Source organism: Micromonospora saelicesensis (genome assembly GCF_900091575.1).
GTDB lineage: Bacteria > Actinomycetota > Actinomycetes > Mycobacteriales > Micromonosporaceae > Micromonospora > Micromonospora saelicesensis.
Genome location: NZ_FMCR01000003.1, coordinates 218,717 through 241,812, shown reverse-complemented (window position 1 = coordinate 241,812; position 23,096 = coordinate 218,717). Strand labels below are relative to the sequence as shown.

Below are 23,096 nucleotides of genomic sequence, written 5' to 3'. Positions count from 1 at the left end.
AGTCTATCGGCCCCCCGGTACTCCGCAGCCCGGCCCGAGCCCCACGCACCCGGGCCGGGCGGGGAGTGTGCTGCTGAGCACCCGGTCAGGCGCTGACACAGCAGACGCGGGGTGTTCTACCGCGCGTCCGGCGGAAGCAGCAGCCCGACCTGCTCGACGTGCTGCGTCATCGGGAAGAGGTCGAAGCCCCGTAGCGCCGCCAGCCGCCAACCGAGGTCGGCGAAGGTACGCACGTCCCGGGCGAAGGCGGCCGGGTCACAGGCCACGTACGCGACCGCTCGCGGGCCGGCGGCGGCCAGCGCGCGGACCACCTGGGCGCCGGCCCCGGAGCGCGGCGGGTCGAGCACGACCACGTCGACCGGGCCGGTGATCCGTCGGCGGGCCAGCGCGGTCTCCACCCGGGCCGACACCACCTCGACGCTGGGCAGGTCGGCGAGGTTCTCCCGGGCGGCGGCGACACCCTGCGCCGCCGCTTCGACCACTGTCACCCGGCCGGTCGCGCCGATCCGTGCGGCCAGCCCGGCGGCGAACAGCCCAGCGCCGCCGTAGAGGTCCCAGGCGACCTCGCCCGGCTGCGGGTCCAGCAACTCCAGCACGGCCGTGGAGAGGGCGTCTGCGGCGGCCGGGTGCACCTGCCAGAACGCGGACGCGGGCAGCGTCCAGTCCCGTCCGGCGGCGACCTCGCGGACCTCGGTCGGGCCACTGACCGGGGCGGGCACCCCGTCGCGGATCTCCGTGACGGTCACGTCCCCGCCGGTGCTGGCGACGGTCTCCACCGCCTCGGCGGCCGGCCAGCGCGCACCGGTGGGGGTGAGCACCGGCAGCTGCTGGATGGCCGGGTGGGCGATCCGGCAGCGGTCGATCGGCACCACCTCGTGCGAGCGGTGCTTGAGCAGGCCGGCCCGGTCGGCGGCGTCGACCGCGTAACGGACCCGGGAGCGCCAGCCGAGCAGCCCACCGGGCAACGCCTCGACCCGGACGCCGAGCCGGTCCAGCTCGACGTCGGTCAGCCCACCGAGGCGGACCAGCTGCTCGCGGACCACAGCGGTCTTCCAGGCCAGCTGCGCGGCCGGTGCGACGTGCTGGAGGTCGCAGCCCCCGCAGGCACCCGGCTTCGCGTACGGGCAGGGCGGCTCGACCCGGTCCGGTGAGGGCTCCAGCACGGTCACCGCGTCGGCCCGGACGAACCCCCGGTGCACCTCGGTGACCTCGGCGATGACCCGTTCACCGGGCAGCGCGTGCCGGACGAAGACCACCTGCCCGTCCACCCGGGCGACACAGTGCCCGCCGGGGGCGACGGCGTCGACGGTCAGCTCGACCCGGTCGGTCTCGGCCAGCCCTCGCTCGAACGCCGATGAGGCCGACGCCGACGGCGTCGGCGGTGTCGCGGTCCGCGGACCGCCCGGCTCAGTCACGACTGTTCCCCATCGTTCCGCTGTTCTCGGGCCCGCCCTCGCCGGGCGGCGTGGCGGCCACCGGCGGCGCGGCGACCAGTGGTGGCACGGCGCTGCGTGGCCCCCGCGCCGGTGTCCGGGACAGCGTGGCGTCCAGCCGGTCCAGGTTCTTGCTCGCTGTCGACGCGAGCTGCCACGGCACGCTGACCACCATCACACCCGGTTCGAAGAGCAGCCGGCCCTTGAGGCGCAGGGCGCTCTGGTTGTGCAGGAGGTTCTCCCACCAACGGCCGACCACGTACTCCGGGATGAACACGGTGACCACGTCCCGGGGCGACTTGCGGCGGGTGGAGGCGACGAAGTCCAGGATCGGGCGGGTGATCTCCCGGTACGGCGAGTCGATCACGGTGAGCGGGATCGCCATCTCCCGTCGCTCCCAGTCGGCCTGCAGGTCCCGGGTGTCCTTCTCGTCCACGTTCACGGTCACCGCGGTGAGGGTGTCCGGCCGGGTGGCGCGGGCGTAGGCGATGGCCCGCAGCGTCGGCTGGTGCAGCTTGCTGACCAGCACGATCGCGTGGTTGCGGGCGGGCAGCACGGCCCGGCCCTCGTCCGGCGGGGTCAGCTCGACGGCGATCCGGTCGTAGTGCCGGCGGATCGCCAGCATCAGCGCGTAGATCACCGCCATCGCGGCGATCGCGATCCAGGCGCCGAGCAGGAACTTGGTGATCAGGACGATCACCAGCACCGTGCCGGTCAGGCCCATGCCGAACGTGTTGATCGCCCGGGAGCGGACCATCCTGCGGCGTGCCTCCGGGTCCCGCTCGGTGCGCAGGTGCCGGTTCCAGTGCCGGATCATGCCGGCCTGGGAGACGGTGAACGAGACGAAGACCCCGACGATGTAGAGCTGGATCAGCTTCGTCACCTCGGCCTGGAAGCCGACGATCAGCACGATCGCGAAGAGGGCGAGGAAGGTGATGCCGTTGGAGAAGGCCAGCCGGTCGCCCCGGGTGTGGAACTGCCGGGGCAGGTAGCGGTCCTGGGCCAGGATCGAGCCGAGCACCGGGAAACCGTTGAACGCGGTGTTCGCTGCCAGGAACAGGATCAGTGCGGTCACCCCGGCCAGCACGTAGAGCAGGATCGACCCGGAACCGAAGACCGTCTCCCCGAGCTGGGTGGTGACCGTCTTCTGCACGTACCCCTCGGGGCCGGAGACGATCTGGAGATTCGGATCCTCGACGAACTGGAGGTGGGTCAGCCGGGCCAGCCAGATGATCCCGACCAGCATGCTCACCGAGATGGTGCCGAGCAGCAGCAGGGTGGTGGCGGCGTTGCGGCTCTTCGGCGCCTTGAACGCCGGCACCCCGTTGGAGATCGCCTCCACGCCGGTGAGCGCGGCGGCGCCCGAGCTGAACGTGCGCAGCAGCAGGAAGACGAGCGCGAAACCGGTCACGCTGTGCTCGGCCTGGATCACCAGGTCCGCGCTCGGCGCGCGCAGCTCGTCGCCCAGCACGAAGACCCGGAACAGCCCGGTGAGCAGCATCCCGAGCATCACGATCACGAAGCCGTAGGTGGGGATGGCGAACGCAGTGCCCGACTCGCGCAGCCCGCGCAGGTTGACCGCGGTGAGCAGGACCACCGCGCTCACCGCGATCAGGACCTTGTGGGTGGCCACGAACGGCACCACGGAGCCCAGGTTGGCCACCCCGGAGGAGACCGACACCGCCACCGTGAGCACGTAGTCGACCAGCAACGCGCTGGCCACCCCGACGCCAAACTTCGGCCCCAGGTTGACAGTGGCCACCTCGTAGTCGCCACCACCGGACGGGTAGGCGTGCACGTTCTGCCGGTAGCTCGCCACCACGGTGAGCATGACCACGACCACGGCCAGCGCGATCCACGGCGAGAAGAAGTACGCGGACGCACCGGCGATGGAGAGGGTCAGCAGGATCTCGTCGGGCGCGTACGCGACGCTGGACAGCGCGTCGGACGCGAACACGGGCAGCGCGATGCGCTTCGGCAGGAGGGTGTGCTGGAGCCGGTCGGACCGGAACGGTCGACCGAGAAGAAGCCGCTTCAGCAGCGAGGTGGGACTGGCCACGAACGCCAAGGGTACGACCACCACGGCGGGGGCGCGGGGGTGGGCGATCACCGCTGCTCGAGACGGCGGGGTACGGTCGGTCCCCGCTCGCGACCGGGACGTGGCAGGCTCGCACTCGAAGGCCACCGGCAGCGGGAGTGGTACGCACCTTGGGAGGGACAGCGTGCACGTCGTGATCATGGGATGTGGTCGGGTCGGGTCGACCCTCGCCCACAGCCTGGAGTCCCGAGGGCACTCGGTGGCGGTGATCGACCAGGACGCCGACGCCTTCCGCCGGCTCGGCCCCGACTTCGCCGGGATCACGGTGACCGGGGCCGGTTTCGACGGCGAGGTGCTCCGGCAGGCCGGTATCGAGCGCGCGGACGCCTTCGCGGCGGTGTCGAGCGGCGACAACTCCAACATCATCTCGGCCCGGCTGGCCCGCGAGACGTTCGGCGTGTCCCGGGTCGCCGCCCGCATCTACGACCAGCGCCGGGCGCAGGTCTACGAGCGGCTGGGCATTCCCACCGTGGCGACCGTGCGGTGGACGGCGGACCGGATGCTGCGACACCTGGTGCCGGAGGGCAACGTGGAGATCTTCCGCGACCCCACGAGCACGGTGTCGATCGTCGAGGTGCCCGTACACAAGGACTGGATCGGCCGACCGGTGCGGACGCTGGAGGACGCGACCGGGGCGCGGGTGGCCTACCTGATCCGCTTCGGCATCGGCACGCTGCCCACCGGCTCCGCCGTCATTCAGGAGGGCGACCAGGTGTTCATGCTGGTCAGCGATGACATCGTGGCGACGGTCACGTCGGTGGCGGCGACGCCGCCGGAAGGAGGGCACTGAGCCATGCGGGTCGCCATCGCGGGCGCGGGCAACGTGGGCCGCTCGATCGCCCAGGAGTTGATCGACAACGGCCACCAGGTGATGCTCATCGAGCGTCAGCCCAAGATGCTGCGCCCGGACCGGGTGCCGGCCGCCGATTGGGTGCTGGCCGACGCGTGCGAAGTGGCCAGCCTGGAGGAGGCGAACATCGCCGGGTGTGACGTGGTGGTCGCGGCGACCGGTGACGACAAGACCAACCTGGTGCTGTCGCTGCTGGCCAAGACCGAGTTCGCGGTACCCCGGGTGGTCGCCCGGGTCAACCGGGCCGAGAACGAGTGGCTGTTCACCGATCAGTGGGGCGTGGACGTCGCGGTGAGCAAGCCGCGGGTGATGGCCGCGCTCGTCGAGGAGGCCGTCACCGTCGGCGACCTGGTCCGGCTGATGACCTTCCGACAGGGCGAGGCGAACCTCGTCGAGATCACCCTGCCGCCGACCGCCCCCTACGTCGGTCGGCCGATCCACGCCGTGCCGCTGCCCCGCGACTCCGCCCTGGTGGCGATCCTGCGCGGCAAGCGGGTCCTGGTGCCCAGCCCGGACGACCCGATCGAGGCCGGCGACGAGCTGATCTTCGTCTGCACCGCCGAGGTGGAGGACGAGGTCCGCGCGGTTATCCTCGGGCCGGACAGCGTCGAACGGACCCGCAGCTCACGCTGACCCCGGCGGGCGCGCTGAGCGGTCCGGGTAGCCCGGCCTCGCTCAGGCGCTGGGCAGCGGGGCCGGCGGCGACTCCCGGGTGACCCGGCGCACCGTCCAGACCGTGATCAGCAACAGCAGCGCGTACGGCGGGTAGCCCAGCGCCAACCGGGCCACGCCCAGGGCGGTGTCCTGGTGGGCCAGGTAGAGACCGGCCTGCACGCCCACCTTGGCCAGCCAGACCACGCCCCAGAGCACGGTCAGCTGCGTGAAGGTGCGCACCAGCTTCGGGTCGGACCGCCACTCCGAACGGCCCTTGGCCACCAACACCGACCAGATCCAGCCCACCAGCGGCTGCCGGATCACGGCCGAGATCAGCAGGGCGACACCGTAGCCGATGCCGTAGAGGATGCCGGGAAGGTAGAAGTCACGCTCGTCGCCGGTGCGCCACGCGATGGCCGCGCCGACGCCGACGCCGAAGAGCCCGTTGACGGCGTGCCGGATCGGCCGACGCTGGGCCAGCCGCAGCCCGGCGATCAGCACGGCGACCGCGATCGACGCGATCACCGCCGGCCGCAGCTCGCCGATGATGTTGGCGACGACGAACACCACGACCGGGATGCTCGACTCGACCAGCCCGCGCCAGCCGCCGAGCTGGTCGGCCATCTGCTCGGCGATCGTCGGCAGCGGCTCCTCGTCCTGAGGGTCGGTATCCGGCTGTGCCGCCCGGTCCTGTCCCGTCGTCATCGCCGGCCTTCCGTCCGCAGTGTCGTCACTTGGGCGAGTCCAGCTCGTAGTAGGGGTTGTAGATGACCTTGCGGTCGTCCCGCACGGCCACCCGCCCACGGGCGGTCAGATGCCGGCCCGGCTCGATCCCGGCGATGTGCCGTCGACCCAGCCAGACCAGGGTCACCACGTCACTGCCGTCGTACAGGTCGGCCTCAAGGGTGGGCAGATTGGTGCGCGGCGTGTAGACCACCGTGCGCAGCCGACCGGCGACCGAGACCACCTGACCCCGGGAGCACTGCTGGGCGGGGATTCCGCCGCACTCGGCGCTCTCCCGACGCAGCTCCTGCGCGTCGATCTCGGCCTCGCTGGCGGTGAACCTCTGCAGGATGCGCCGCAGCGACACCCGGCCCTCGTCGGTCATCATGACCTCCGCGTCACCCTCTCCACGCTCGCCGTCCCCGGCCGGCCCCGGCGGCGCCGGAACCGTGCCGCCAGCGTACGCCGACGGGGCTGGTTCCGGCGGGCCGGTGCGCGCGGGTCAGACCTGCCGCGGCGCGGCGGCGGCGTCGCCCGCCTCGGCCTCGGCCTGGTCGGCGATCTCCCGAGGCAGCCGTAGCGGCAGCGGCTCGCGGACCGGCTTCGCCTCCTGCCCACGGTCGACCACCAGGCCGTCCAGGCACTCGACGAGCGGCCCGGCCATGGCCGGGTCGGTGGCCACCGGACCCTGGAACACGCCCCGGACCATCCAGCGCGGCCCGTCGATTCCGACGAACCGCAGGTTCGTCGGGCCGTCCGGGGTGTTCACCTGGGCGTGCAGCTCCGGGCCGTACTCGCCGGCGACCTCCTGCGCGCTCGCGCCGTCGCGGAGCAGCGACTGCCGGATCTCCTCGCGCACCTCGTCCCAGATCCCCTCGGACCGGGGGGCGGCGAAGACGCCCAACTGGAGCGCGTTGTCACCGTGCACCAGCACCACCTGCTGGACCACACCCTGCGGGTCGGCCTGCACCCGCACCTCGACGTCGGCGATCGCCGGGATGTGCAGGCTGCCCAGATCGAGTCGCTGCACGTCGTCGTAGCTCTCGGAGATGTCGTACGGGCCGCGCTCCAGCGTCGGCGTCGCGTCGCCCTGGTCCGGGACCTGGGTGGCCCGCTCGTCACGGGTCTGCCGCTCCGCGTCGGCCCGCTTTCGGGAGAAGATCACTGCGCCTGCCCTCCGCTGTTCACACTCACCCTGCCACCTCTTCCGTCTGCCCGCGGCCCGGCTCGCTCGGCCGCCGCTCGACCCGGTCCTGGCCCGTCGGCGACGGCACCAGCCCGGCGTGCCCACCGGTGGACCCGTGCCCACCGGTCCCGCGCCGGGACGCGGGCAGCTCGACCACCGGCTCGAACCGCGCCCGCGCGACCTGCTGGACCACGAGCTGCGCGATCCGATCGCCGCGGGAGATCTTCGCCGGCACATCCCGATCATGATTGATCAGGTTGACCAGGATCTCACCCCGGTAGCCGGCGTCGACCGTACCGGGCGCGTTGAGCACCGTCACGCCGAGCCTGGCCGCCAGACCGGAGCGGGGATGGACCAGTCCCACGTACCCCTCCGGCAGCGCGATGGCCACGCCGGTGGGCACCAGGGCACGGCCGCCGGGTGGCAGCTCCACGTCCGCGGCCGCCACCAGGTCGGCCCCGGCGTCGCCGGGATGGGCGTACGTGGGCAACGGCAGCTCCGGGTCGAGCAGCTGCACGGGCACGGGTACGACGTCGGTCACGGGTCCCCTCTTCCGTCCGGTTCGCGGGGTGACCCTGCCATCCTGCCGGTTCGTCGAGCTGCCGTGCGCCGTACCCTCGCAGGAGTGAGCATGTCGCCCTCCCCGTCCGCCGATCAGCCGCCGGTCGCCGCCCGCTCGGCGTACACCGAGCGGCTGGATCTGCCCTGGTGGCTGTGGCTGGCCGGGCTGGTGGCAGCCGCGTTGCTGGCCGTCGAGATCTGGATGGGTGCCTCCGGCGTCCGCGCCTGGCTGCCGTTCGCCGTGCTGGTGCCGCTCACCGCCGTCGGGCTGTGGTGGCTGGGCCGGATCCGGGTCGGGGTGGCCGACGCCGAGCTGCGGGTGGACGACGCCCGCCTGCCGGTCCGTTTCGTGGCCGACGTGGTGCCACTGGACGTGGCCGGCCGACGTGAGGTGCTCGGCGTCGGCGCGGACCCGCTCGCCTTCGTGGTGCAGCGACCGTGGATCGGCGGCGCCGTGCAGGTGATCCTCGACGATCCCGCGGATCCGACCCCGTTCTGGGTGGTGAGCACCCGCCACCCGGTCGAGCTGGCCGAGGCGGTGCTGAGCGCGCGGGACGCCCTCGCGGCTACCCACCCGACGCCGGGCGAGCCGGGCTGACCCGACGCCGAAGGCCTGGCTCAGGAGCCGGTCCACGACGGCATGGGCCCGCGCAGGAGCCGGTCCGACGGCATGGGTCGGTCAAGAGACGGCGAGGGCCTGCTCAGGTGCCGGTCGGTGGGCCCGGGAGGGCCGCCGGTGGCGCGGGCCGGGCGATGCCCCGCCGACGCAGGTCGACCTGGAGTTGGTCGGCCATCTGCTGGGTGGCCCGGCGGTTGAGGAAGCTGGCCACCGCCGCGCCGGTCAGGAATGGCCCGAGCGTGGTGAGGTTGCGACCAAAACGCCGCAGCAGCATGTCCCGCAACTCCTTGCGGGCGGCGGTGCCGAGCACCGCTCCCACTCCCACGCCGGGCACCATCGGGTTGACGCCGCGTTGAGTGGCCCAGGAGTGCACCAGCGCGACCGCCCGTTGGCTGCCGGCGGCCGGTAGTGCCACGCCGTGGATCTCGTGCAGTTCGCCGACGAGTTTCAGCTCCACCGCCACCACGGCCACGGTCTCGGCGGCGAGCAGCACCGGCGCGGAGAGCAGGGTCGGGGCCACCGCCCACTCGACGGCGGCGACGCCCCCACCGGCCGCGCCGATCGCGGCGGTGGTCCTCGACGCGTTACGGATGAGCCGATCGGCCAGGGCGGCGTCGTCCAGGCCGGGGAAGTGCTGGCGCAGCGTGTCCAGGTCCCGTACGGGCACGTGTGGGGCGATCTCGGTGACGGTGTCGACCATCCACCGCACGGCGGCGCGCGGCTTGAACAGGTCGGAGATGCCCCGGGCACGGGCCTGCCCGACCATCCGGGTCAGCAGTTGACGGCGTCGGGCCGGCGCGATGTCGTCCGCGGTCAACGCCGCGACGGTGGCACCGAGGTCTTCCGCGCCACGGGCGGCACCCGGGTCATCCGCGCCACGGGCGGCATCAAGGTCATCCGTGGCACGGGTGGCGCCGAGGCCGTCCGTGCCGCCATCGGTGGTGCCGCCTCGATCGCTCATCGGACCTCCCGGTGCTGTGGCTACCCGCTACGAGTCAAGCAGGTACCCACCGCTGCCGCATGCCTACACCGGCAGCGGCGACCCCGTTCAGGAGGCCGCCGCCGGTGTTGTTGTGGTTGTCAGACGCACTCGCGGCAGATCAGCTCGCCGTTACGCTCGACCGCCAGCTGGCTACGGTGGTGGACCAGGAAGCAGCGGGCGCACCGGAACTCGTCCTGCTGCATCGGAAGCACCTTGACCGTGAGCTCCTCGTCGGCCAGATCGGCACCGGGCAGCTCAAAGCTCTCGGCCACCTCGGCCTCGTCGACGTCCACCGCGCCCGACTGTGAGTCGACGCGCCGTGCCTTGAGCTCTTCCAGGCTGTCCTCGCCGAGGTCGACCTCGTCGCGACGCGGGGCGTCGTAGTCGGTGGCCATCGGTTTCACTCTCCCATATCGATGTTGTCGCTTCCGGTTGTAACGCCGGACGACGCTGTTTCGGTTCCGCTGGCCGGCCACCACTTGTGTCGGGCACCCGACCCGAGGACCGAACGGGTCGAGCTCGCCGGGGCGACTCCCCTGCGAGCGCGGAACCTTACCCCCCCTTGGGCGAGGCATGTATACCGCCCTTGCGGCTGAGATGTACGCCCCCGCACGCGAAGTTGTTCCCAATGTGATTCAGGCGACACGAAGATAGGGGTAGTAGTACCCGGTTCGCGGTCGGCGCGCCGGCATGTCGGGCTGTTTCCACGCGACGGCCGGACAACCGTTAACCTCAGCGGCGTATTCGACGGCCGGCGGCCTGAGCGATCGTTCCTGGCCGCCACCACCCACTGAGGTCCGGGGAGTGCCCTGATGAGTTTTGCGCGCGTGCGAGCACTCGTCGTCGTCGGCCTGCTGGCGATCATCGCCCTGGTCTTCGTCGTCGTGGCCGTGGTCCGCGACAGCCAGGGCAACGTGGGCACCGCGGCGGGTTGCCCCGAGGGCTGGCCGTTGGCGGATCTGACCCTGCGCGAGCGCAAAGACGTCAAGATCAACGTGTTCAACGCCACGGATCAGCCCGGCCTCGCCCACACCGTCGCCGATGAGTTCAGCAACCGACAGTTCCAGGTCAAGAAGACCGGGAACGAGAAGAAGGTGAACAGCGTCGCGGTGCTGCGGTACGGCCCGAAGGGCGTCGGGTCCGCGCACCTGCTCCAGGCGTACTTCCTCAACAACGCCACTCCGGGCTACGACCCGAAGCGCACCGACGACATCGTGGACGTGGTGCTGGGCAACAACTTCCAGCAGCTCGCCACCACGACCGAGGTCAACCAGTCGCTCGGCGACTCGGGTCCGCCGGAGGCCCCCAAGGGCTCCTGCCCGTCCCCACCCGCCAAGTGACGGCGTAAGCGGCCCACCGCAGCGCCAGGTCGGCGACCGGCACCAACCTGGTCCGCCGACCAGAGGCACCCGCTCAAAAGGCCGGAGCCGGCCGCTCAAAGGCTCGAACCAGCCGCTCAGAAGGCCGGAGCCGGGCGCTCGAAGCCGGCAGACCTGGTCCGCCGGTCAGGGGCCGCCGGCGGCGTCCAGCGCGGCCAACCGGTCGTGCAACGGCGCGAAGAGCGCGGGCGGGGCCGCGACCACCAGATCCGGCCCTGGCGGCCGACCGGCCAGGCCGGCGACCCGCACCCCCGCCTCGGCGGCCACCAGCCCGCCAGCCGCCAGGTCCCAGGCCGCAAGACCCTTCTCGAAGTACGCGTCGAGCCGCCCCTCGGCGACCAGACAGAGGTCCAGAGCCGCGGCGCCGAGCCGGCGGATGTCCCGTACGTGTGCGATCAGCCCGGCCACCACCTGCGCCTGGTGCGCCCGACGGCTGGCGTCGTAGCCGAAGCCGGTGCCGACCAGCGCCTGGCCCAGATCGACCTCGCCGGAGCACCGCAGCCGGACACCGTCGCGCCAGGCCCCACCGCCGGCTGTGGCGGTCCATTGCTCGCCGGTGCTCACGTTGCGCACCACGCCGGCAACCACCACCCCGTCCACCTCGGCGGCCAGCGAGACCGCGGAGTGCGGCAGTCCGTACAGGTAGTTCACAGTGCCGTCGATCGGGTCGACGATCCAGCGCACACCGCTGCGCGTCGCGCCGGCAGCTCCCTCGCCGTACTCCTCACCCAGCACGGAGTCGTCCGGGCGAAGTGCGGCCAACGCGTCGAGGATCTGCCGCTCCACCGCCCGGTCGGCGGCGGTGACCACGTCGGTGACGGTGCTCTTGGTGGCGGCGACGACGACCCCCTCGGCGCGCATCCGGTACGCGGTGTCCGCCGCGTCCCGAGCCACCTCCACCGCGATGGTCAGCAGCTCCGACGGTGTCGTGGCCGAGTTGGTCATGATTCGCCTCTTTCCGCACTCCGGGTGCATGTGGGTGGGTGAAACTACCGACCCGGCTTCCGAAGATCATCGTTCCCGACGCCGCACGACGGCACCAGACCAGGATCTTCGGCGCCTGGGATCCGCTGCGAGGTGGGCGCACCCGCACGCCGTCGCAGCTTGAGCGGCCGACCTCCGCCAATATGCCCCTTTCGGTTGGTAATGTCGCTTAAGTGCTTACCGCCCCGTCCATGCTCGGCTCACAACCGTTGCCCAACCGCGACCTGGTGGGGACGCCACCGGCCGGACCGACAGCGACCTCGGTGATCCACACGCGCACCCTCGCAACCGCCACGTTGACCTCGTACTGCCTGCTCAAACGGCAGTTCGGACACGATCTGCGCGCCAGCGGGCTCGACGACGGAAGCCCTTCGCCGGCCGCGCGGCTATCATTACCGCGAAGCCCATATCTCCGCCCCACCGACGGTCCCCACCGGCGGTACGCGGTGCGGAGCAGGATGATCGCCGCAGACGGCGTTACAATTCACCCCTGCCCACGGGGCACGGACCGCCGACCACCGGCCGGACCGTGACACGAGGGTCCCTCAACCACATCGCCCGGCACGGTAACCCTCGCTGCGCTGGACGAACCCGCCGTGCCCGCTCTTCGCCTCCGGAAGGTCATTCGTGACAGAACCCCGCCAGCCCGGCGCCGACGTTCGCTCGCTCACCGACACCCTGATCGCCCACGCGCAGAGCGCCGGTGGTCAGCTCACGTCGGCTCAGCTCGCGCGCACCGTCGAGTCCGCCGAGGTGACTCCGGCCCAGGCCAAGAAGATCCTGCGGGCGCTCTCCGAGGCGGGAGTGACCGTCGTGGTGGACGGCTCGGCGAGCACCCGCCGCCGCGTCGCCGCGGCCCGCTCGACCACGCCAGCGTCCCGGGCCACCACCGCCAAGACCACCAAGAAGGCCGCCGCGCCGGCCCCGAAGCAGGCGCCCGCCGGCGACGACGCCCCGGCGACGTCGGCCCCGCGCAAGGTGGCCGCCCGCAAGGCGACCGGCACCGAGGCCGCCACGGCGACGCCGGCGAAGGCGACCAAGTCGACCCGAGCCACCAAGGCGACGGTGGCCGCGGCTGCCGGGGCCAAGCCGACCAAGGCTGGCGGCAAGGCCAAGGGCGAGGGCGCCGAGGGCGAGATCGACCCGGAGGAGCTGGCCGCCGCGATCGAGGACGTGGTGGTCGAGGAGCCGGCCGAGCTGGCCCAGGCCGCCGAGACCGACGCCGCCGCCTCGGCGACCGACAACGACTTCGAGTGGGACGACGAGGAGTCCGAGGCACTCAAGCAGGCGCGACGTGACGCCGAGCTGACCGCCTCCGCCGACTCCGTCCGGGCGTACCTGAAGCAGATCGGCAAGGTTCCGCTGCTCAACGCCGAGCAGGAGGTGGAGCTGGCCAAGCGGATCGAGGCCGGGCTCTACGCCGCCGAGCGGCTGCGGGCTGCCGACGAGGGCGAGGAGAAGCTCGTCCGGGAGATGGTCCGCGACCTGGGCTGGATCTCCCGCGACGGCGAGCGGGCCAAGAACCACCTCCTGGAGGCGAACCTCCGACTGGTGGTGTCGCTGGCCAAGCGCTACACGGGCCGTGGCATGGCCTTCCTCGACCTGATCCAGGAGGGCAACCTCGGTCTGATCCGGGCCGTGGAGAAGTTCGACTACACCAAGGGCTACAAGTTCTCCACGTACGCCACCTGGTGGATCCGACAGGCCATCACCCGCGCCATGGCCGACCAGGCCCGCACCATCCGCATCCCGGTGCACATGGTCGAGGTCATCAACAAGCTCGGCCGCATACAGCGTGAGCTGCTCCAGGACCTGGGCCGCGAGCCCACTCCGGAGGAGCTGGCCAAGGAGATGGACATCACACCCGAGAAGGTGCTGGAGATCCAGCAGTACGCTCGGGAGCCCATCTCACTGGACCAGACCATCGGCGACGAGGGCGACAGCCAGCTCGGCGACTTCATCGAGGACTCCGAGGCCGTGGTCGCGGTCGACGCGGTCTCGTTCTCCCTCCTGCAGGACCAGCTCCAGCAGGTGCTGCAGACGCTCTCCGAGCGTGAGGCGGGTGTGGTACGCCTGCGCTTCGGCCTGACCGACGGCCAGCCCCGGACGCTCGACGAGATCGGCCAGGTCTACGGGGTGACCCGGGAGCGGATCCGGCAGATCGAGTCCAAGACGATGTCCAAGCTGCGTCACCCGTCCCGGTCGCAGGTCCTCCGGGATTACCTGGACTGAGCGGGTTTCGTCAACCGAACGTGTCGTTTTGACCACCTGGTGTGCAACACCAGATGGTGATCGTCCGGATGCACGAATGTGATCGTTGACGTGGCACCCTGGGTGCACGGCACACTGTCCCTTCCAGGTGTGACCTCGGTCCCCCGCGGGCACACAGGGAAGGCAGTGCCTAGTAAGGGTGTTGCACGATAGGTGAGCAACGACCGAAGAGATTGTTCATCGGTGACGACCAGAGGAGGAAGGCGATGACCCCGACCCTCACGCCGCCGCCCGTGACGGCGGCTCCCCCAGCCGCCGATGAACGGTGCGACCGCTGCAATGCTGCCGGGAAGCTCCGGATCACTCTGGCGGGTGGGAGCGAGCTGGTGTTCTGCGGGCACCACGCGAACAAGTACGCGGAGGATCTCGTGAAGATCACCGAGCGGTTCGCAACGGAGCCCGATTTCAGCTGGCGAGGCGCCGATCTGATGGCGAACTAAATCCGCAAACCGACATAGTCGGCCGGAGGCACCCCGAGGGTGCCTCCGGCCGACTTTTATCTGTCCGACGCGCCCCGCGCCCCGCGCCCCGCGCCCCGCGCCCCGCGCCCCGCGCCCCGCGCCCCGCGCCAAGATCGTGCTCAAACCAGGATGTAGTGGCCTCACCGACGCGCCGATGCCACTACATCCCGGATATTGCGCGATCTTGACCCTAGACACCCCGCAGAGGCCATCCGGGGCCGTCCCGGGCAGGCAATCCTCGGCGCCCCAGCCAGCCAGCTGGGGCTGGGCGGGTCCGGAGACCGAGCGGGTCTAGAGCTGGGCGGGCTCTGGAGCCGGGCGGGTCTAGAGGGTCTGCACGGTGGCGATGCGTTCCTCAAGCTGCTCGATGGTGGCCTGGGCGCTCGGCGGCCCGCCGCAGAGCCGGCGCAGCTCGGCATGGATCTTGCCGTGCGGCTGACCGGTGCGGTGGTGTCGGGCGGCCACCAGAGCGTTCAGTTGGCGCCGGAGGGCCACGCGACGCTGGGCGGCGCTCATGGGTGCGGGTGGCGCTGCCGTGGCCGCAGCGGCCGGCTGAGCGGCCCCGTCGGCCGTACGACGGCGTTGGGCGGCGAGCTGTGCGGCCTGGCGCTTGGTCAGCAGCAGCGAAACCTGGTCGGCGGTGAGCAGACCGGGCAGGCCGAGGTATTCCTCTTCCTCGGGGGTGCCGGCCTGGGCCGCGGTGCCGAAGGACGCGCCGTCGAAGATCACCTGGTCCAGCTCGGCGGTGGCCGAGAGCGCCGCGAACCGCTTTTCCAGCTCCCCGCTGGCCTGGTCGTCGCGCTGCGCGCGTTCCAACAGGTCGTCGTCGAAACCGTCGGCTTCCTTGGGTTTACCGAGGACGTGGTCGCGCTCGGTCTCCATCTCGCTGGCCAACCCGAGCAGGTGCGGCACGCTGGGCAGGAACACCGACGCGGTCTCCCCGGGTCGGCGGGCCCGCACGAACCGGCCGATCGCCTGGGCGAAGTAGAGCGGCGTACTGGCGCTGGTGGCGTAGACCCCGACCGCCAGTCGCGGGATGTCGACCCCCTCGGACACCATCCGCACCGCGACCAGCCACCGCTGGTCGGACGCCGCGAACGTCGCGATCCGGGCGGACGCACCCTGGTCGTCGGAGAGCACCACGGCGGCCTTCTCGCCGGTCACCTGCTCGATCAGCTTGGCGTACGAGCGGGCGGTCTGCTGGTCCGTGGCGATGATCAGACCACCGGCGTCGGCCATGCCCGCGTTGCGCAGCACGGTGAGTCGGGCGTCGGCGGCCCGCAGCACCTGTGGCATCCAGTCGCCGGCCGGGTCCAGGGCGGTGCGCCACGCCTGGGCCACCAGGTCCTGGGTCATCGGCTCGCCCAGCCGGGCCGCCAGCTCCTCCCCCGCGTTGGTACGCCAGCGGGTCTCCCCGGAGTACGCCAGGAAGAGCACCGGCCGGACAACGCCGTCGCGCAGCGCGTCGGAGTAGCCGTACACCGAGTCGGCGCGGGAGCGCAGCAGCCCGTCTCCGCCCCGCTCGTAGCTGACGAACGGGATCGGGTTGTCGTCGGAGCGGAACGGCGTCCCGGTGAGCATCAGCCGGCGTACGGCGGGTTCGAAGGCGTTCTTCACGCCGTCGCCCCAGGACCGGGAGTCGCCGGCGTGGTGGATCTCGTCGAGGATGACCAGGGTGCGCCGGGTCATGGTGCGTCGCCGGTGCACCTGCGGGGCCATCCCCACCTGCGCGTAGGTGACCACCGCGCCGTGGAAGTCGGCCGCGGAGTGCAGGTCGGCGTTGCGGAAGGCGGCGTCGAGTTGGATGCCCACCCGGGCCGCAGCGTCTGCCCACTGGTTCTTCAGGTGCTCGGTCGGGGCGACCACGGTGACCGCCTCCACGGTGCCGTCACCGAGCAACTCGGCCGCGATCCGCAGGGCGAAGGTGGTCTTGCCGGCGCCGGGCGTGGCGACCGCGGTGAAGTCCTCGCTACGGCGACGCAGGTACTCCACCAGCGCCTTGCGCTGCCAGGCGCGTAGCGCCGGGAACGTCTCGAGCACCGGCGTCCGGGCTGCCACGCGAAGCTCCTCTCCGACCGCACGATGGCGGACCCCGGGCGAGGGCCACGAGGATCCGCCGCCCATGAAAACGCCTCCGCGCAGAAGCTGCCGCGAAGGCCGACTCAGCATAACCAGCACGGGCCGTCGGGCCCAGGCGACGCCACGCTGGTCACAATCCCGCACCCGACCGAACAGCGGCCCGAGCGTCTCACCACTCCCGGTCGGTGCGTGGATCCGCCCCGTCGGCGCGGGGCGGGCGCAGCGTGGCCACCGGCGCGGACCAGCGTCGACGCAGCGCGATCAGGCGCAGCCCGAAGACCAGGACGGCGGCGGCGGTGAGCGGCGCGGGCCCGGTCTGCCCGGTGACGTACAGCAGCACCACCAGGACCGAACCGGCCAGTGCGGCCAGCGCGTAGATCTCCCGGCGCAGCACGACGGGGATCTCGGCGGTGAGCAGGTCGCGGCCGAGCCCGCCGCCGATCGCGGTGAGCATGCCGATCAGGCAGGCACCGACGGCCGGCACCCGGGCGTCGAGCGCCTTGAGCGTGCCGGTGACGGTGAACAGCGCCAGGCCGGCCGCGTCCAGCACCAGCACGGTGGTGCGCAGTCGGACCAGTTGCGGGTGCAGCCAGAAGACGGCGAGCGCGGTGATCGCGGCGGTGGCCGCGTACCGCCAGTCGGCGAAGGCCAGCGGCGGCACCTCGTCGATGACCAGGTCCCGGAAGATCCCACCGCCGAGGGCGGCCACGAAGCCGACGAACGCGACACCGAACAGGTCCAGCCGCTTGGCCACCGCCGCCGAGGCCCCGGACGCGGCGAACACCGCCACCCCGGTCAGGTCGGCGAGGAGCAGGGCGGTGGAGGTGGTCACCGCCGCAGGCTACGTCGCCGGCCAGAGCACCGGCCGAGGTTCACTCACGGTACGAGTCGTAGATCTCCTTGCACTTGGGGCAGACCGGTGAACCCGGCTTGGCCGCCTTGGTGACCGGGAAGGTCTCGCCGCAGAGAGCGACGACGAAAGTGCCCATGACGGCGCTCTCGGCGATCTTCTCCTTGCGGACGTAGTGGAACATCTCGGGACCGGTGTCGGCGTCCTTCAGCTCCGGACGCTCGAGAACCTCTGTGCTCACGTCTGCACCTCCAACCGACAAGTTTGGCAGGTCATCATGGCCGGGTCCACTTGAGGCCGGCCGAGGCCCCACCCCGTACGGTGCCCGTGTGACTGACTTTCGCATCAGCTACGGCACCGAGGTCGCCGTAGCCCTGCGCGACGGCCGGCCCGTCGTCGCGCTGGAGAGCACCATCGTCTCGCACGGTCTGCCCCGACCGGAGAACCTGCGGGTGGCCAGGGAGATCGAGCGAACGGTTCGGGACGCCGGGGCCGTTCCGGCGACGATCGGCATGATCGCCGGCGAGCTGGTGGTCGGCCTGGACGACGCGCAGCTGACCCGGCTGGCCACCGTCGACGGGGTGACGAAGCTCTCCGTCCGCGACCTCGCGGTGGCTGCCGCGACCGGCGCGGACGGCGCGACCACGGTCGCCGCGACCAGCGCGGTGGCCGCCGCCGCCGGCATCGGCGTGTTCGCCACGGGCGGGCTGGGTGGGGTGCACCGGGAGGCCGCACACACCTTCGACGAGTCGGCGGACCTGGTCACCCTGGCGCAGACCCCGATCGCGGTGGTCTGCGCCGGGGTCAAGTCGATCCTCGACGTGGGGGCGACGCTGGAGCGGCTGGAGACCCTCGGGGTCGCGGTGGTCGGTTACCGCACCCGCCGGTTCCCCGGCTTCTACCTCACCGACGCCGGCTTCGACCTGGACTGGTCGGTGGACTCGCCGGAGCAGGTCGCCGCCGTGCTCGCCGCCCGGGACGAGCACGCCCTGCACACCGGCGGGCTGCTCATCGCGAACCCGCTGCCGGTCGACGAGCAGCTCGACCCGGAGCTGCACGACCGGACGCTCACCGAGGGCCTCGCCCTGCTGGAGCGGGACGGGATCACCGGAAAGGCCGTCACCCCGTACCTGCTCGCGCACTTCCACTCGGCCACCGAGGGCGCGAGCCTGGCGGTGAACGTTCGGATCATCCTGCGCAACGCCGACCTGGCCGCGCGGATCGCGGTCGCCTCGGTGGCCCGCGGCACCGCCGTCCCGGCATGACCCGACCGGCCCGGGTGGTCGTCGTCGGGGACGTGATCACCGATGTGGTCGCCGTGTTGTCCGGGCCGCTCGCGGCCGGCTCGGACACCGGGGCCGCGATCAGTCTCGGCGGCGGCGGTCAGGCGGCCAACACCGCCGCCTGGATCGCCGCGCAGCGGGTGGACGTCACGCTCGTCGGCGCCGTCGGTGACGACGACGCCGGGCGGGACCGGGTGGCCGAGCTGGAGCGGGCGGGCGTCGACTGCGCCATCGAGCGGGTCGAGGGCGCCCCGACCGGCACTGTCATCGTGTTGGCCGCCGACGACGAGCGCACCATGGTCAGCCAGCGGGGCGCGAACCTGCGGCTGAGCGCCGCGCACGTCGAGCAGGCCCTCGCGGCGGCGCCCGGCGCTGGGCATCTGCACCTGTCCGCGTACACCCTGTTGGACGCGGAGTCGCGCGGCGCGGGGCTGCGGGCGTTGGCCGCCGCCCGCGAGCGCGGGCTCACCATCAGCGTCGACGCGGCCTCCGCGGCGCCGTTGCGGCGGGTCGGCGCGGCGGCGTTCCTGGGTTGGGTACGCGACATCGACCTGCTCCTGGTCAACGCGGACGAGGCCACGGTGCTGGCCGGCGGGCTGGACCCGGCGGCGCAGGGGCGGGCGCTGTCCGCGACGGCTCGGCGGGTGGTGGTGAAGCGCGGCGCGGCCGGCGCGGTCTGGGTGGACCGCACCACGCCGGTCTGCGTGGCTCCGGCCAGCCGGGTGGCGGTGGTGGACGTCACTGGCGCGGGCGACGCCTTCGCGGCCGGTCTGCTCACCGCGTGGCTCGCCGGTGCCACCCCGACCGCGGCACTGAGCCGCGCCACCGACCTGGGCGCGCTGGCCGTCTCCACGGCCGGGGCTCGGCCGCAGGCGTAGCGGCCGGCGCCGGGCCTGGCGCGGTCGGGACGGATCGAACCCTGGCCCGTTCGCGGGTCAGGGTTCGACGTCGATGACCTTGTGTGGGCGCTCCTCGGCGGTGAGGCTCATCGGCGGGGTGTCGTCCGTGTGCCGGCGGTGGAACCGGTTGGCCAGCCGGTGCTCTTCCTTCGGCGGCCGGTCGTTGGCCAGCAGCACGGCCAGCCAGGGAATGAGCACCATGCCGAGGGCGCACAACGGCAGCCAGAGCCAGAGCAGTGGGGCGTTCGCACCGACCAGGATCGCGCCGACGATGATGCAGGCCACCCGGATGCCCATCATCAGGACATAGCGGCGCTGACGGCTGTTGAGCTGATCGCCCTGGCTGCGCGAGGCGTCGGTGATCAGAATCGGCTGGTACGCCTGACGCTTCACCATGGACCTCCTCGAGGGGGTTACGCCTCATCCTGTCACCGCAGGTCCGTGATCAGCGAACTTCGACTCATCCCGCCGCGTGTTACGCCCGTGGTACGCTCCGAGATGTGGGCAGCAGGTTCAGCTTCACCGACGAGGCGTTGGCCAACCTGAGGGTCTACGACGTCACACCCGGGGAAGTCTGGGAGGCGCTGCACAGCGCCCGACGGGTCATCCGTCATCTGGGTGACGACGTGATGGTGGTCTACGCCGCCGCCCGTCGGGGCCGCCGGCTGGCGGTGCTGCTCGCCGAGGCCGATGGCACCGACAACGACTGGGACATTCTCTCCGCCCGCGAGTTGAGCGACGTCGAGTCCAAGCGCTACGACGAGGCCGTGCGGAGATCTCGGTAGACGAGGAGGCCGTGACGATGCACCGTAACGACGCGACCAAGCAGTTCCACGACGGCGGCGAGCGAATCGCCGAGCTGATCGACGAGAGCCCGGCGGCGGAGCTGCCCACCCCCGACAGCGACGTGCCGATGGTGAGCCGCTCGGTGCGGCTGCCACTGGACACCTACGAGCGGGTTCGCGCCGCCGCCGACGCCCGGGGCATCGGGGTCACCACGCTGATGCGCCAGTGGATCGAGGCCGGCCTGGCCGACCTGGACGACTCGGCGACCGTCTCGCTGGCCGACGTCCGGCGCGCGCTGGCCTCGCTGGCGCACCCCACCGCCGCCTGAGCAGACGGCTCAGCCGCCGGTCGTCTTCGCCTTGGCCGCCGCCTTCATCTGCTGCTTGAACTCCCGCACCCGACGCAGCGAATCGGCGTCGGTGACGTCGGCCACCGACCGGTACGCGCCCGGGTCGCCGTAGTCTCCGGCTGCCTTCCGCCAGTCCTGCGGGGTCACCCCGAACCGCTTGCCGAGCAGGGCCACGAAGATCTGTGCCTTCTGCTTGCCGAAGCCGGGCAGCGCGGAGACCCGGCGCAGCAGCTCGGGCCCGTCGGCGACCTCGGTCCAGAGCAGCGCCGCGTCACCGTCGTAGCGCTCCACCAGCACCTGGCAGACCTCCTGCACCCGGGCCGCCATGGCCTTGGGAAACCGGTGCAACGCGGGCGGCTGGGCGAAGAGCGCGACCAGGGCCTCCGGGTCGTACCCGGCCAGCTCCGCCGCGTCCAGCTCATGGCCGAGCCGCTGCTGGAGCACGTACGGCGACGAGAACGCCTTCTCCATCGGCACCTGTTGATCAAGAACCATGCCGACCAGCAGGGCCAGCGGGCTGCGCTCCAGCAGCCGGTTGGCCTCCGGGTCGATGGGCAGGACAAGCGTCATGCGGACCATCCTGCCTGGCGTACCGAGCCGGGCGGACACCGACGCTCCGACACCTTCCGGCGGGTGACGCTGATCCGGGACACGACGGGAGGCAGGATGTCGGGGTGGACGAACACGACATGCTGCTCTCCCCCGCCGGCGTCGACGCGCTGCGCAGCGCACTGACCCGGACCGGATTCACCAGTCACGGCATCGCCGAGCGGCTGGGCGCCCAGGCGACCGCGGCGGTCGCCCGCAACGACTACCGGGCCGCGCTGCTGGCCACCGGGGACGGCGACCCGCTCGGCACCCTGATCCGGGTGTTCATCTGCGCCCAGACCGAGTCGGAGGCGGCGGTGACCGCCGCGCTGGCGCCACTGAGCCTGGCCGAGGCCCTGGCCGGCGGGCTGGTCGAGCGGTACGGCGACGGCCTGCGGGCCGGCATCGACCTGGAGCCGTACGGCGAGGACTGGTGGGTGCTCGCCGACGTGCCGGCCAGCGCCCGCCCGGGCCGCCCGTTGCACGCCGAGCACGTCCTCGGCGTCGGCGGGGCGACCCACACCCTGATCGGCGCGACCATGCGCCGGCCGGTCGACACCGCACTGGACCTGGGCACCGGCTCCGGCATCCAGGCCCTGCACCTGGGCACCCACGCCAGGTCGGTGACCGCCACCGACCTCTCCGAGCGGGCGCTGCGCTTCGCCGCGACCACCGCCGCCCTCAACGGTCAGGACTGGGAGCTGCTCCGCGGCGACCTGGTCGCCCCGGTGGCCGGCCGGCGGTTCGACCTGGTGGTGAGCAACCCACCGTTCGTGGTCGGCCCGGGCACGACCACGCACGTGTACCGCGACTCCGGCCGGGTCGGTGACGCGATCGGCGCCGAACTGGCCGCCGCCGCTCCGGGCCTGCTCACCGAGGGCGGCACCATGCAGTACCTGGCGAACTGGGTGCACGTCGCCGGCGAGGAGTGGGACGAGCGGGTGGCCGGCTGGTTCGCCGGGACCGGCCTGGACGCCTGGGTGATCCAGCGCGAGGTGGCCGACCCGATGGCGTACGTCGACCTGTGGCTCACCGACGTCGGCGAGACCGCCGACCCGCAGCGGATGGCCGCCTGGCTGGACTGGTTCGACGCGCACAAGGTGGAGGGCATCGGCTTCGGCATCGTGTCACTGCGTCGGAGCGGGCACGCCGACCCGGTGGTCCGGGTGGAGGATCTGCGCCAGCGGGTGCAGCCACCGCTGGGCGACCAGGTCGCCGCCTGGTTCGACCGCCAGGACTTTCTCCGGGTACGCGACACCGAGGCGTTGCTCGCCGAGCGCTACCGGGCCGCCGAGGGCCTCCAGCTGCGGCAGGAGGCCACCATGGGCGACGAGGGCTGGGGGGTGGACCGGCAGGTCCTCGCGATGCCGCACGGCCTGCGCTGGACCGAGGAGATCGACCCGCTGGTGCTGGCGCTGGTCGGTGGCGCCGACGGCCGGCTGCCGCTGCGTGACCAGCTCGCCCTGCTCGCCGCCGCGCACGACGTCGAGCCCGACGAGATGGCCGAGGCGGCCGGCCCGATCGTGGCGCACCTGGTGGAGCGCGGCTTCATCGAGCCGGTGAGCGCCTGATGCGGGCGGTGGTGCAGACCGTCGGGCGGGCCAGCGTGACGGTGGGCGACGAGGTGGTCGGTGCCATCGAGAACGGCCTGCTGGTGCTGCTCGGCGTGACCCACACCGACACCGCGGAGACCGCTCAGACGATGGCCCGCAAGGTGCACGAGGTACGCATCCTGGACGGTGAGCGGTCCGCCGCCGACACCGGCGCGCCGATCCTGGTGGTCAGCCAGTTCACCCTGTACGGCGACGTCCGCAAGGGCCGCCGACCAAGCTGGACCGCCGCCGCCCCCGCCGAGGTCGCCGAGCCACTGGTGACAGCGGTGGTCGACGCCCTACGCGAACGAGGAGCGAAGGTGGAGACCGGTCGCTTCCGCACCCACATGCTGGTGGAGAGCACCAACATCGGCCCCCAAACCCTCCTCCTGGACCTCTAACCAGCAGCGGTGATCAAGAGGTTTGCGTCATCTCGAGCCCGGGTCCTGACGCAAATCTCTTGATCACC

General features: G+C 72.1%; 26 protein-coding genes. 12 read left to right on the top strand and 14 right to left on the bottom strand.

Translation table 11 applies throughout. The features are described 5' to 3' along the window. Positions 1-116: 116 nt before the first annotated feature. Positions 117-1,337, bottom strand: coding sequence for a class I SAM-dependent RNA methyltransferase (locus GA0070561_RS14125; protein WP_091402075.1), 1,221 nt, complete (start codon positions 1,335-1,337; stop codon positions 117-119). Positions 1,338-1,407: 70 nt separating this feature from the next. After that, complete coding sequence (locus GA0070561_RS14120; RefSeq protein WP_091402073.1) at positions 1,408-3,492, bottom strand: APC family permease; 2,085 nt, start codon at positions 3,490-3,492, stop codon at positions 1,408-1,410. A 163-nt stretch (positions 3,493-3,655) separates the two neighbouring features. Here GA0070561_RS14120 and GA0070561_RS14115 point away from each other — a divergent pair, with 163 nt between their 5' ends. Together GA0070561_RS14115 and GA0070561_RS14110 are read left to right on the top strand one after the other, a co-directional pair. Beyond that, on the top strand, positions 3,656-4,321 hold the full coding sequence (locus GA0070561_RS14115; protein ID WP_091400613.1) for a potassium channel family protein: 666 nt from the start codon (positions 3,656-3,658) through the stop codon (positions 4,319-4,321). Positions 4,322-4,324: 3 nt separating this feature from the next. Beyond that, positions 4,325-5,014 (top strand): potassium channel family protein, encoded by a 690-nt coding sequence (locus GA0070561_RS14110; protein WP_091400611.1) that lies wholly within the window; start codon positions 4,325-4,327, stop codon positions 5,012-5,014. 42 nt (positions 5,015-5,056) lie between these two features. Here GA0070561_RS14110 and GA0070561_RS14105 read toward each other — a convergent pair whose 3' ends face one another. The 4 genes from GA0070561_RS14105 to dut form a co-directional block, all read right to left on the bottom strand. Beyond that, positions 5,057-5,740, bottom strand: coding sequence for a DUF3159 domain-containing protein (locus GA0070561_RS14105; RefSeq protein ID WP_091400610.1), 684 nt, complete (start codon positions 5,738-5,740; stop codon positions 5,057-5,059). A 25-nt stretch (positions 5,741-5,765) separates the two neighbouring features. After that, positions 5,766-6,146, bottom strand: coding sequence for an OB-fold nucleic acid binding domain-containing protein (locus tag GA0070561_RS14100; RefSeq protein WP_091400608.1), 381 nt, complete (start codon positions 6,144-6,146; stop codon positions 5,766-5,768). Between the two features lie 114 nt (positions 6,147-6,260). Beyond that, on the bottom strand, positions 6,261-6,923 hold the full coding sequence (locus GA0070561_RS14095) for a DUF3710 domain-containing protein (RefSeq protein ID WP_091400606.1): 663 nt from the start codon (positions 6,921-6,923) through the stop codon (positions 6,261-6,263). Positions 6,924-6,948: 25 nt separating this feature from the next. Then, positions 6,949-7,485: a dUTP diphosphatase gene (dut, locus tag GA0070561_RS14090; protein WP_091400603.1), complete on the bottom strand. Its 537-nt coding sequence runs from the start codon at positions 7,483-7,485 to the stop codon at positions 6,949-6,951. Positions 7,486-7,569: 84 nt separating this feature from the next. Here dut and GA0070561_RS14085 point away from each other — a divergent pair, with 84 nt between their 5' ends. Further along, a complete protein-coding gene (locus tag GA0070561_RS14085; protein WP_425255896.1) occupies positions 7,570-8,103 on the top strand; it encodes a DUF3093 domain-containing protein in 534 nt (177 codons plus the stop codon). A 103-nt stretch (positions 8,104-8,206) separates the two neighbouring features. Here GA0070561_RS14085 and GA0070561_RS14080 read toward each other — a convergent pair whose 3' ends face one another. Together GA0070561_RS14080 and GA0070561_RS14075 are read right to left on the bottom strand one after the other, a co-directional pair. Beyond that, complete coding sequence (locus GA0070561_RS14080; RefSeq protein WP_244166223.1) at positions 8,207-9,085, bottom strand: hypothetical protein; 879 nt, start codon at positions 9,083-9,085, stop codon at positions 8,207-8,209. A 119-nt stretch (positions 9,086-9,204) separates the two neighbouring features. Then, positions 9,205-9,501 carry a DUF4193 domain-containing protein gene (locus tag GA0070561_RS14075; protein WP_007075406.1) on the bottom strand — a complete coding sequence of 99 codons (297 nt, stop codon included), beginning with the start codon at positions 9,499-9,501 and terminating at the stop codon, positions 9,205-9,207. A gap of 432 nt (positions 9,502-9,933) precedes the next feature. On the opposite strand from GA0070561_RS14075, the gene GA0070561_RS14070 reads away from it, so the two are divergent. Next, positions 9,934-10,446: a LytR C-terminal domain-containing protein gene (locus tag GA0070561_RS14070; RefSeq protein ID WP_181539345.1), complete on the top strand. Its 513-nt coding sequence runs from the start codon at positions 9,934-9,936 to the stop codon at positions 10,444-10,446. Positions 10,447-10,611: 165 nt separating this feature from the next. On the opposite strand, the gene GA0070561_RS14065 is transcribed toward GA0070561_RS14070, so the two are convergent. Continuing rightward, complete coding sequence (locus GA0070561_RS14065; RefSeq protein WP_091400597.1) at positions 10,612-11,430, bottom strand: inositol monophosphatase family protein; 819 nt, start codon at positions 11,428-11,430, stop codon at positions 10,612-10,614. Positions 11,431-12,096: 666 nt separating this feature from the next. On the opposite strand from GA0070561_RS14065, the gene GA0070561_RS14060 reads away from it, so the two are divergent. Together GA0070561_RS14060 and GA0070561_RS14055 are read left to right on the top strand one after the other, a co-directional pair. Next, on the top strand, positions 12,097-13,701 hold the full coding sequence (locus GA0070561_RS14060; RefSeq protein WP_091400595.1) for an RNA polymerase sigma factor: 1,605 nt from the start codon (positions 12,097-12,099) through the stop codon (positions 13,699-13,701). A 245-nt stretch (positions 13,702-13,946) separates the two neighbouring features. Further along, positions 13,947-14,180 (top strand): DUF7455 domain-containing protein, encoded by a 234-nt coding sequence (locus tag GA0070561_RS14055; RefSeq protein WP_091402071.1) that lies wholly within the window; start codon positions 13,947-13,949, stop codon positions 14,178-14,180. Between the two features lie 345 nt (positions 14,181-14,525). Here the strand turns inward: GA0070561_RS14055 and GA0070561_RS14050 are convergent, their stop codons facing one another. From GA0070561_RS14050 to GA0070561_RS14040, 3 genes are all read right to left on the bottom strand, one after another. Further along, positions 14,526-16,259, bottom strand: coding sequence for a DEAD/DEAH box helicase (locus GA0070561_RS14050; RefSeq protein ID WP_091400594.1), 1,734 nt, complete (start codon positions 16,257-16,259; stop codon positions 14,526-14,528). A gap of 190 nt (positions 16,260-16,449) precedes the next feature. Continuing rightward, positions 16,450-17,112, bottom strand: coding sequence for a trimeric intracellular cation channel family protein (locus GA0070561_RS14045; RefSeq protein WP_091400592.1), 663 nt, complete (start codon positions 17,110-17,112; stop codon positions 16,450-16,452). A gap of 40 nt (positions 17,113-17,152) precedes the next feature. Continuing rightward, on the bottom strand, positions 17,153-17,371 hold the full coding sequence (locus GA0070561_RS14040) for a DUF3039 domain-containing protein (protein ID WP_007456912.1): 219 nt from the start codon (positions 17,369-17,371) through the stop codon (positions 17,153-17,155). An 88-nt stretch (positions 17,372-17,459) separates the two neighbouring features. Here GA0070561_RS14040 and GA0070561_RS14035 point away from each other — a divergent pair, with 88 nt between their 5' ends. Further along, on the top strand, positions 17,460-18,395 hold the full coding sequence (locus GA0070561_RS14035) for a pseudouridine-5'-phosphate glycosidase (protein WP_091400590.1): 936 nt from the start codon (positions 17,460-17,462) through the stop codon (positions 18,393-18,395). After that, on the top strand, positions 18,392-19,291 hold the full coding sequence (locus tag GA0070561_RS14030) for a carbohydrate kinase family protein (RefSeq protein ID WP_091400588.1): 900 nt from the start codon (positions 18,392-18,394) through the stop codon (positions 19,289-19,291). Before GA0070561_RS14035 ends, GA0070561_RS14030 begins: the two co-directional genes overlap by 4 nt. A gap of 57 nt (positions 19,292-19,348) precedes the next feature. Here GA0070561_RS14030 and GA0070561_RS14025 read toward each other — a convergent pair whose 3' ends face one another. Beyond that, positions 19,349-19,708, bottom strand: coding sequence for a DUF3099 domain-containing protein (locus GA0070561_RS14025; protein WP_181518647.1), 360 nt, complete (start codon positions 19,706-19,708; stop codon positions 19,349-19,351). Positions 19,709-19,812: 104 nt separating this feature from the next. Between GA0070561_RS14025 and GA0070561_RS14020 the strand changes: the two genes are divergently transcribed. Next, the gene (locus GA0070561_RS14020) at positions 19,813-20,097 is read left to right on the top strand and encodes a hypothetical protein (protein WP_030489374.1); all 285 of its coding nucleotides are present in this window, start codon (positions 19,813-19,815) and stop codon (positions 20,095-20,097) included. A 17-nt stretch (positions 20,098-20,114) separates the two neighbouring features. Then, a complete protein-coding gene (locus tag GA0070561_RS14015) occupies positions 20,115-20,426 on the top strand; it encodes a hypothetical protein (protein WP_091400586.1) in 312 nt (103 codons plus the stop codon). A gap of 9 nt (positions 20,427-20,435) precedes the next feature. Here GA0070561_RS14015 and GA0070561_RS14010 read toward each other — a convergent pair whose 3' ends face one another. Beyond that, complete coding sequence (locus GA0070561_RS14010) at positions 20,436-21,026, bottom strand: HhH-GPD-type base excision DNA repair protein (RefSeq protein WP_091400584.1); 591 nt, start codon at positions 21,024-21,026, stop codon at positions 20,436-20,438. Positions 21,027-21,121: 95 nt separating this feature from the next. On the opposite strand from GA0070561_RS14010, the gene GA0070561_RS14005 reads away from it, so the two are divergent. After that, positions 21,122-22,606 carry a DUF7782 domain-containing protein gene (locus GA0070561_RS14005; protein WP_181541221.1) on the top strand — a complete coding sequence of 495 codons (1,485 nt, stop codon included), beginning with the start codon at positions 21,122-21,124 and terminating at the stop codon, positions 22,604-22,606. Then, complete coding sequence (gene dtd / locus GA0070561_RS14000; RefSeq protein WP_091400582.1) at positions 22,606-23,028, top strand: D-aminoacyl-tRNA deacylase; 423 nt, start codon at positions 22,606-22,608, stop codon at positions 23,026-23,028. The genes GA0070561_RS14005 and dtd overlap by 1 nt, the downstream gene beginning before the upstream one ends. Positions 23,029-23,096 lie beyond the last annotated feature (68 nt).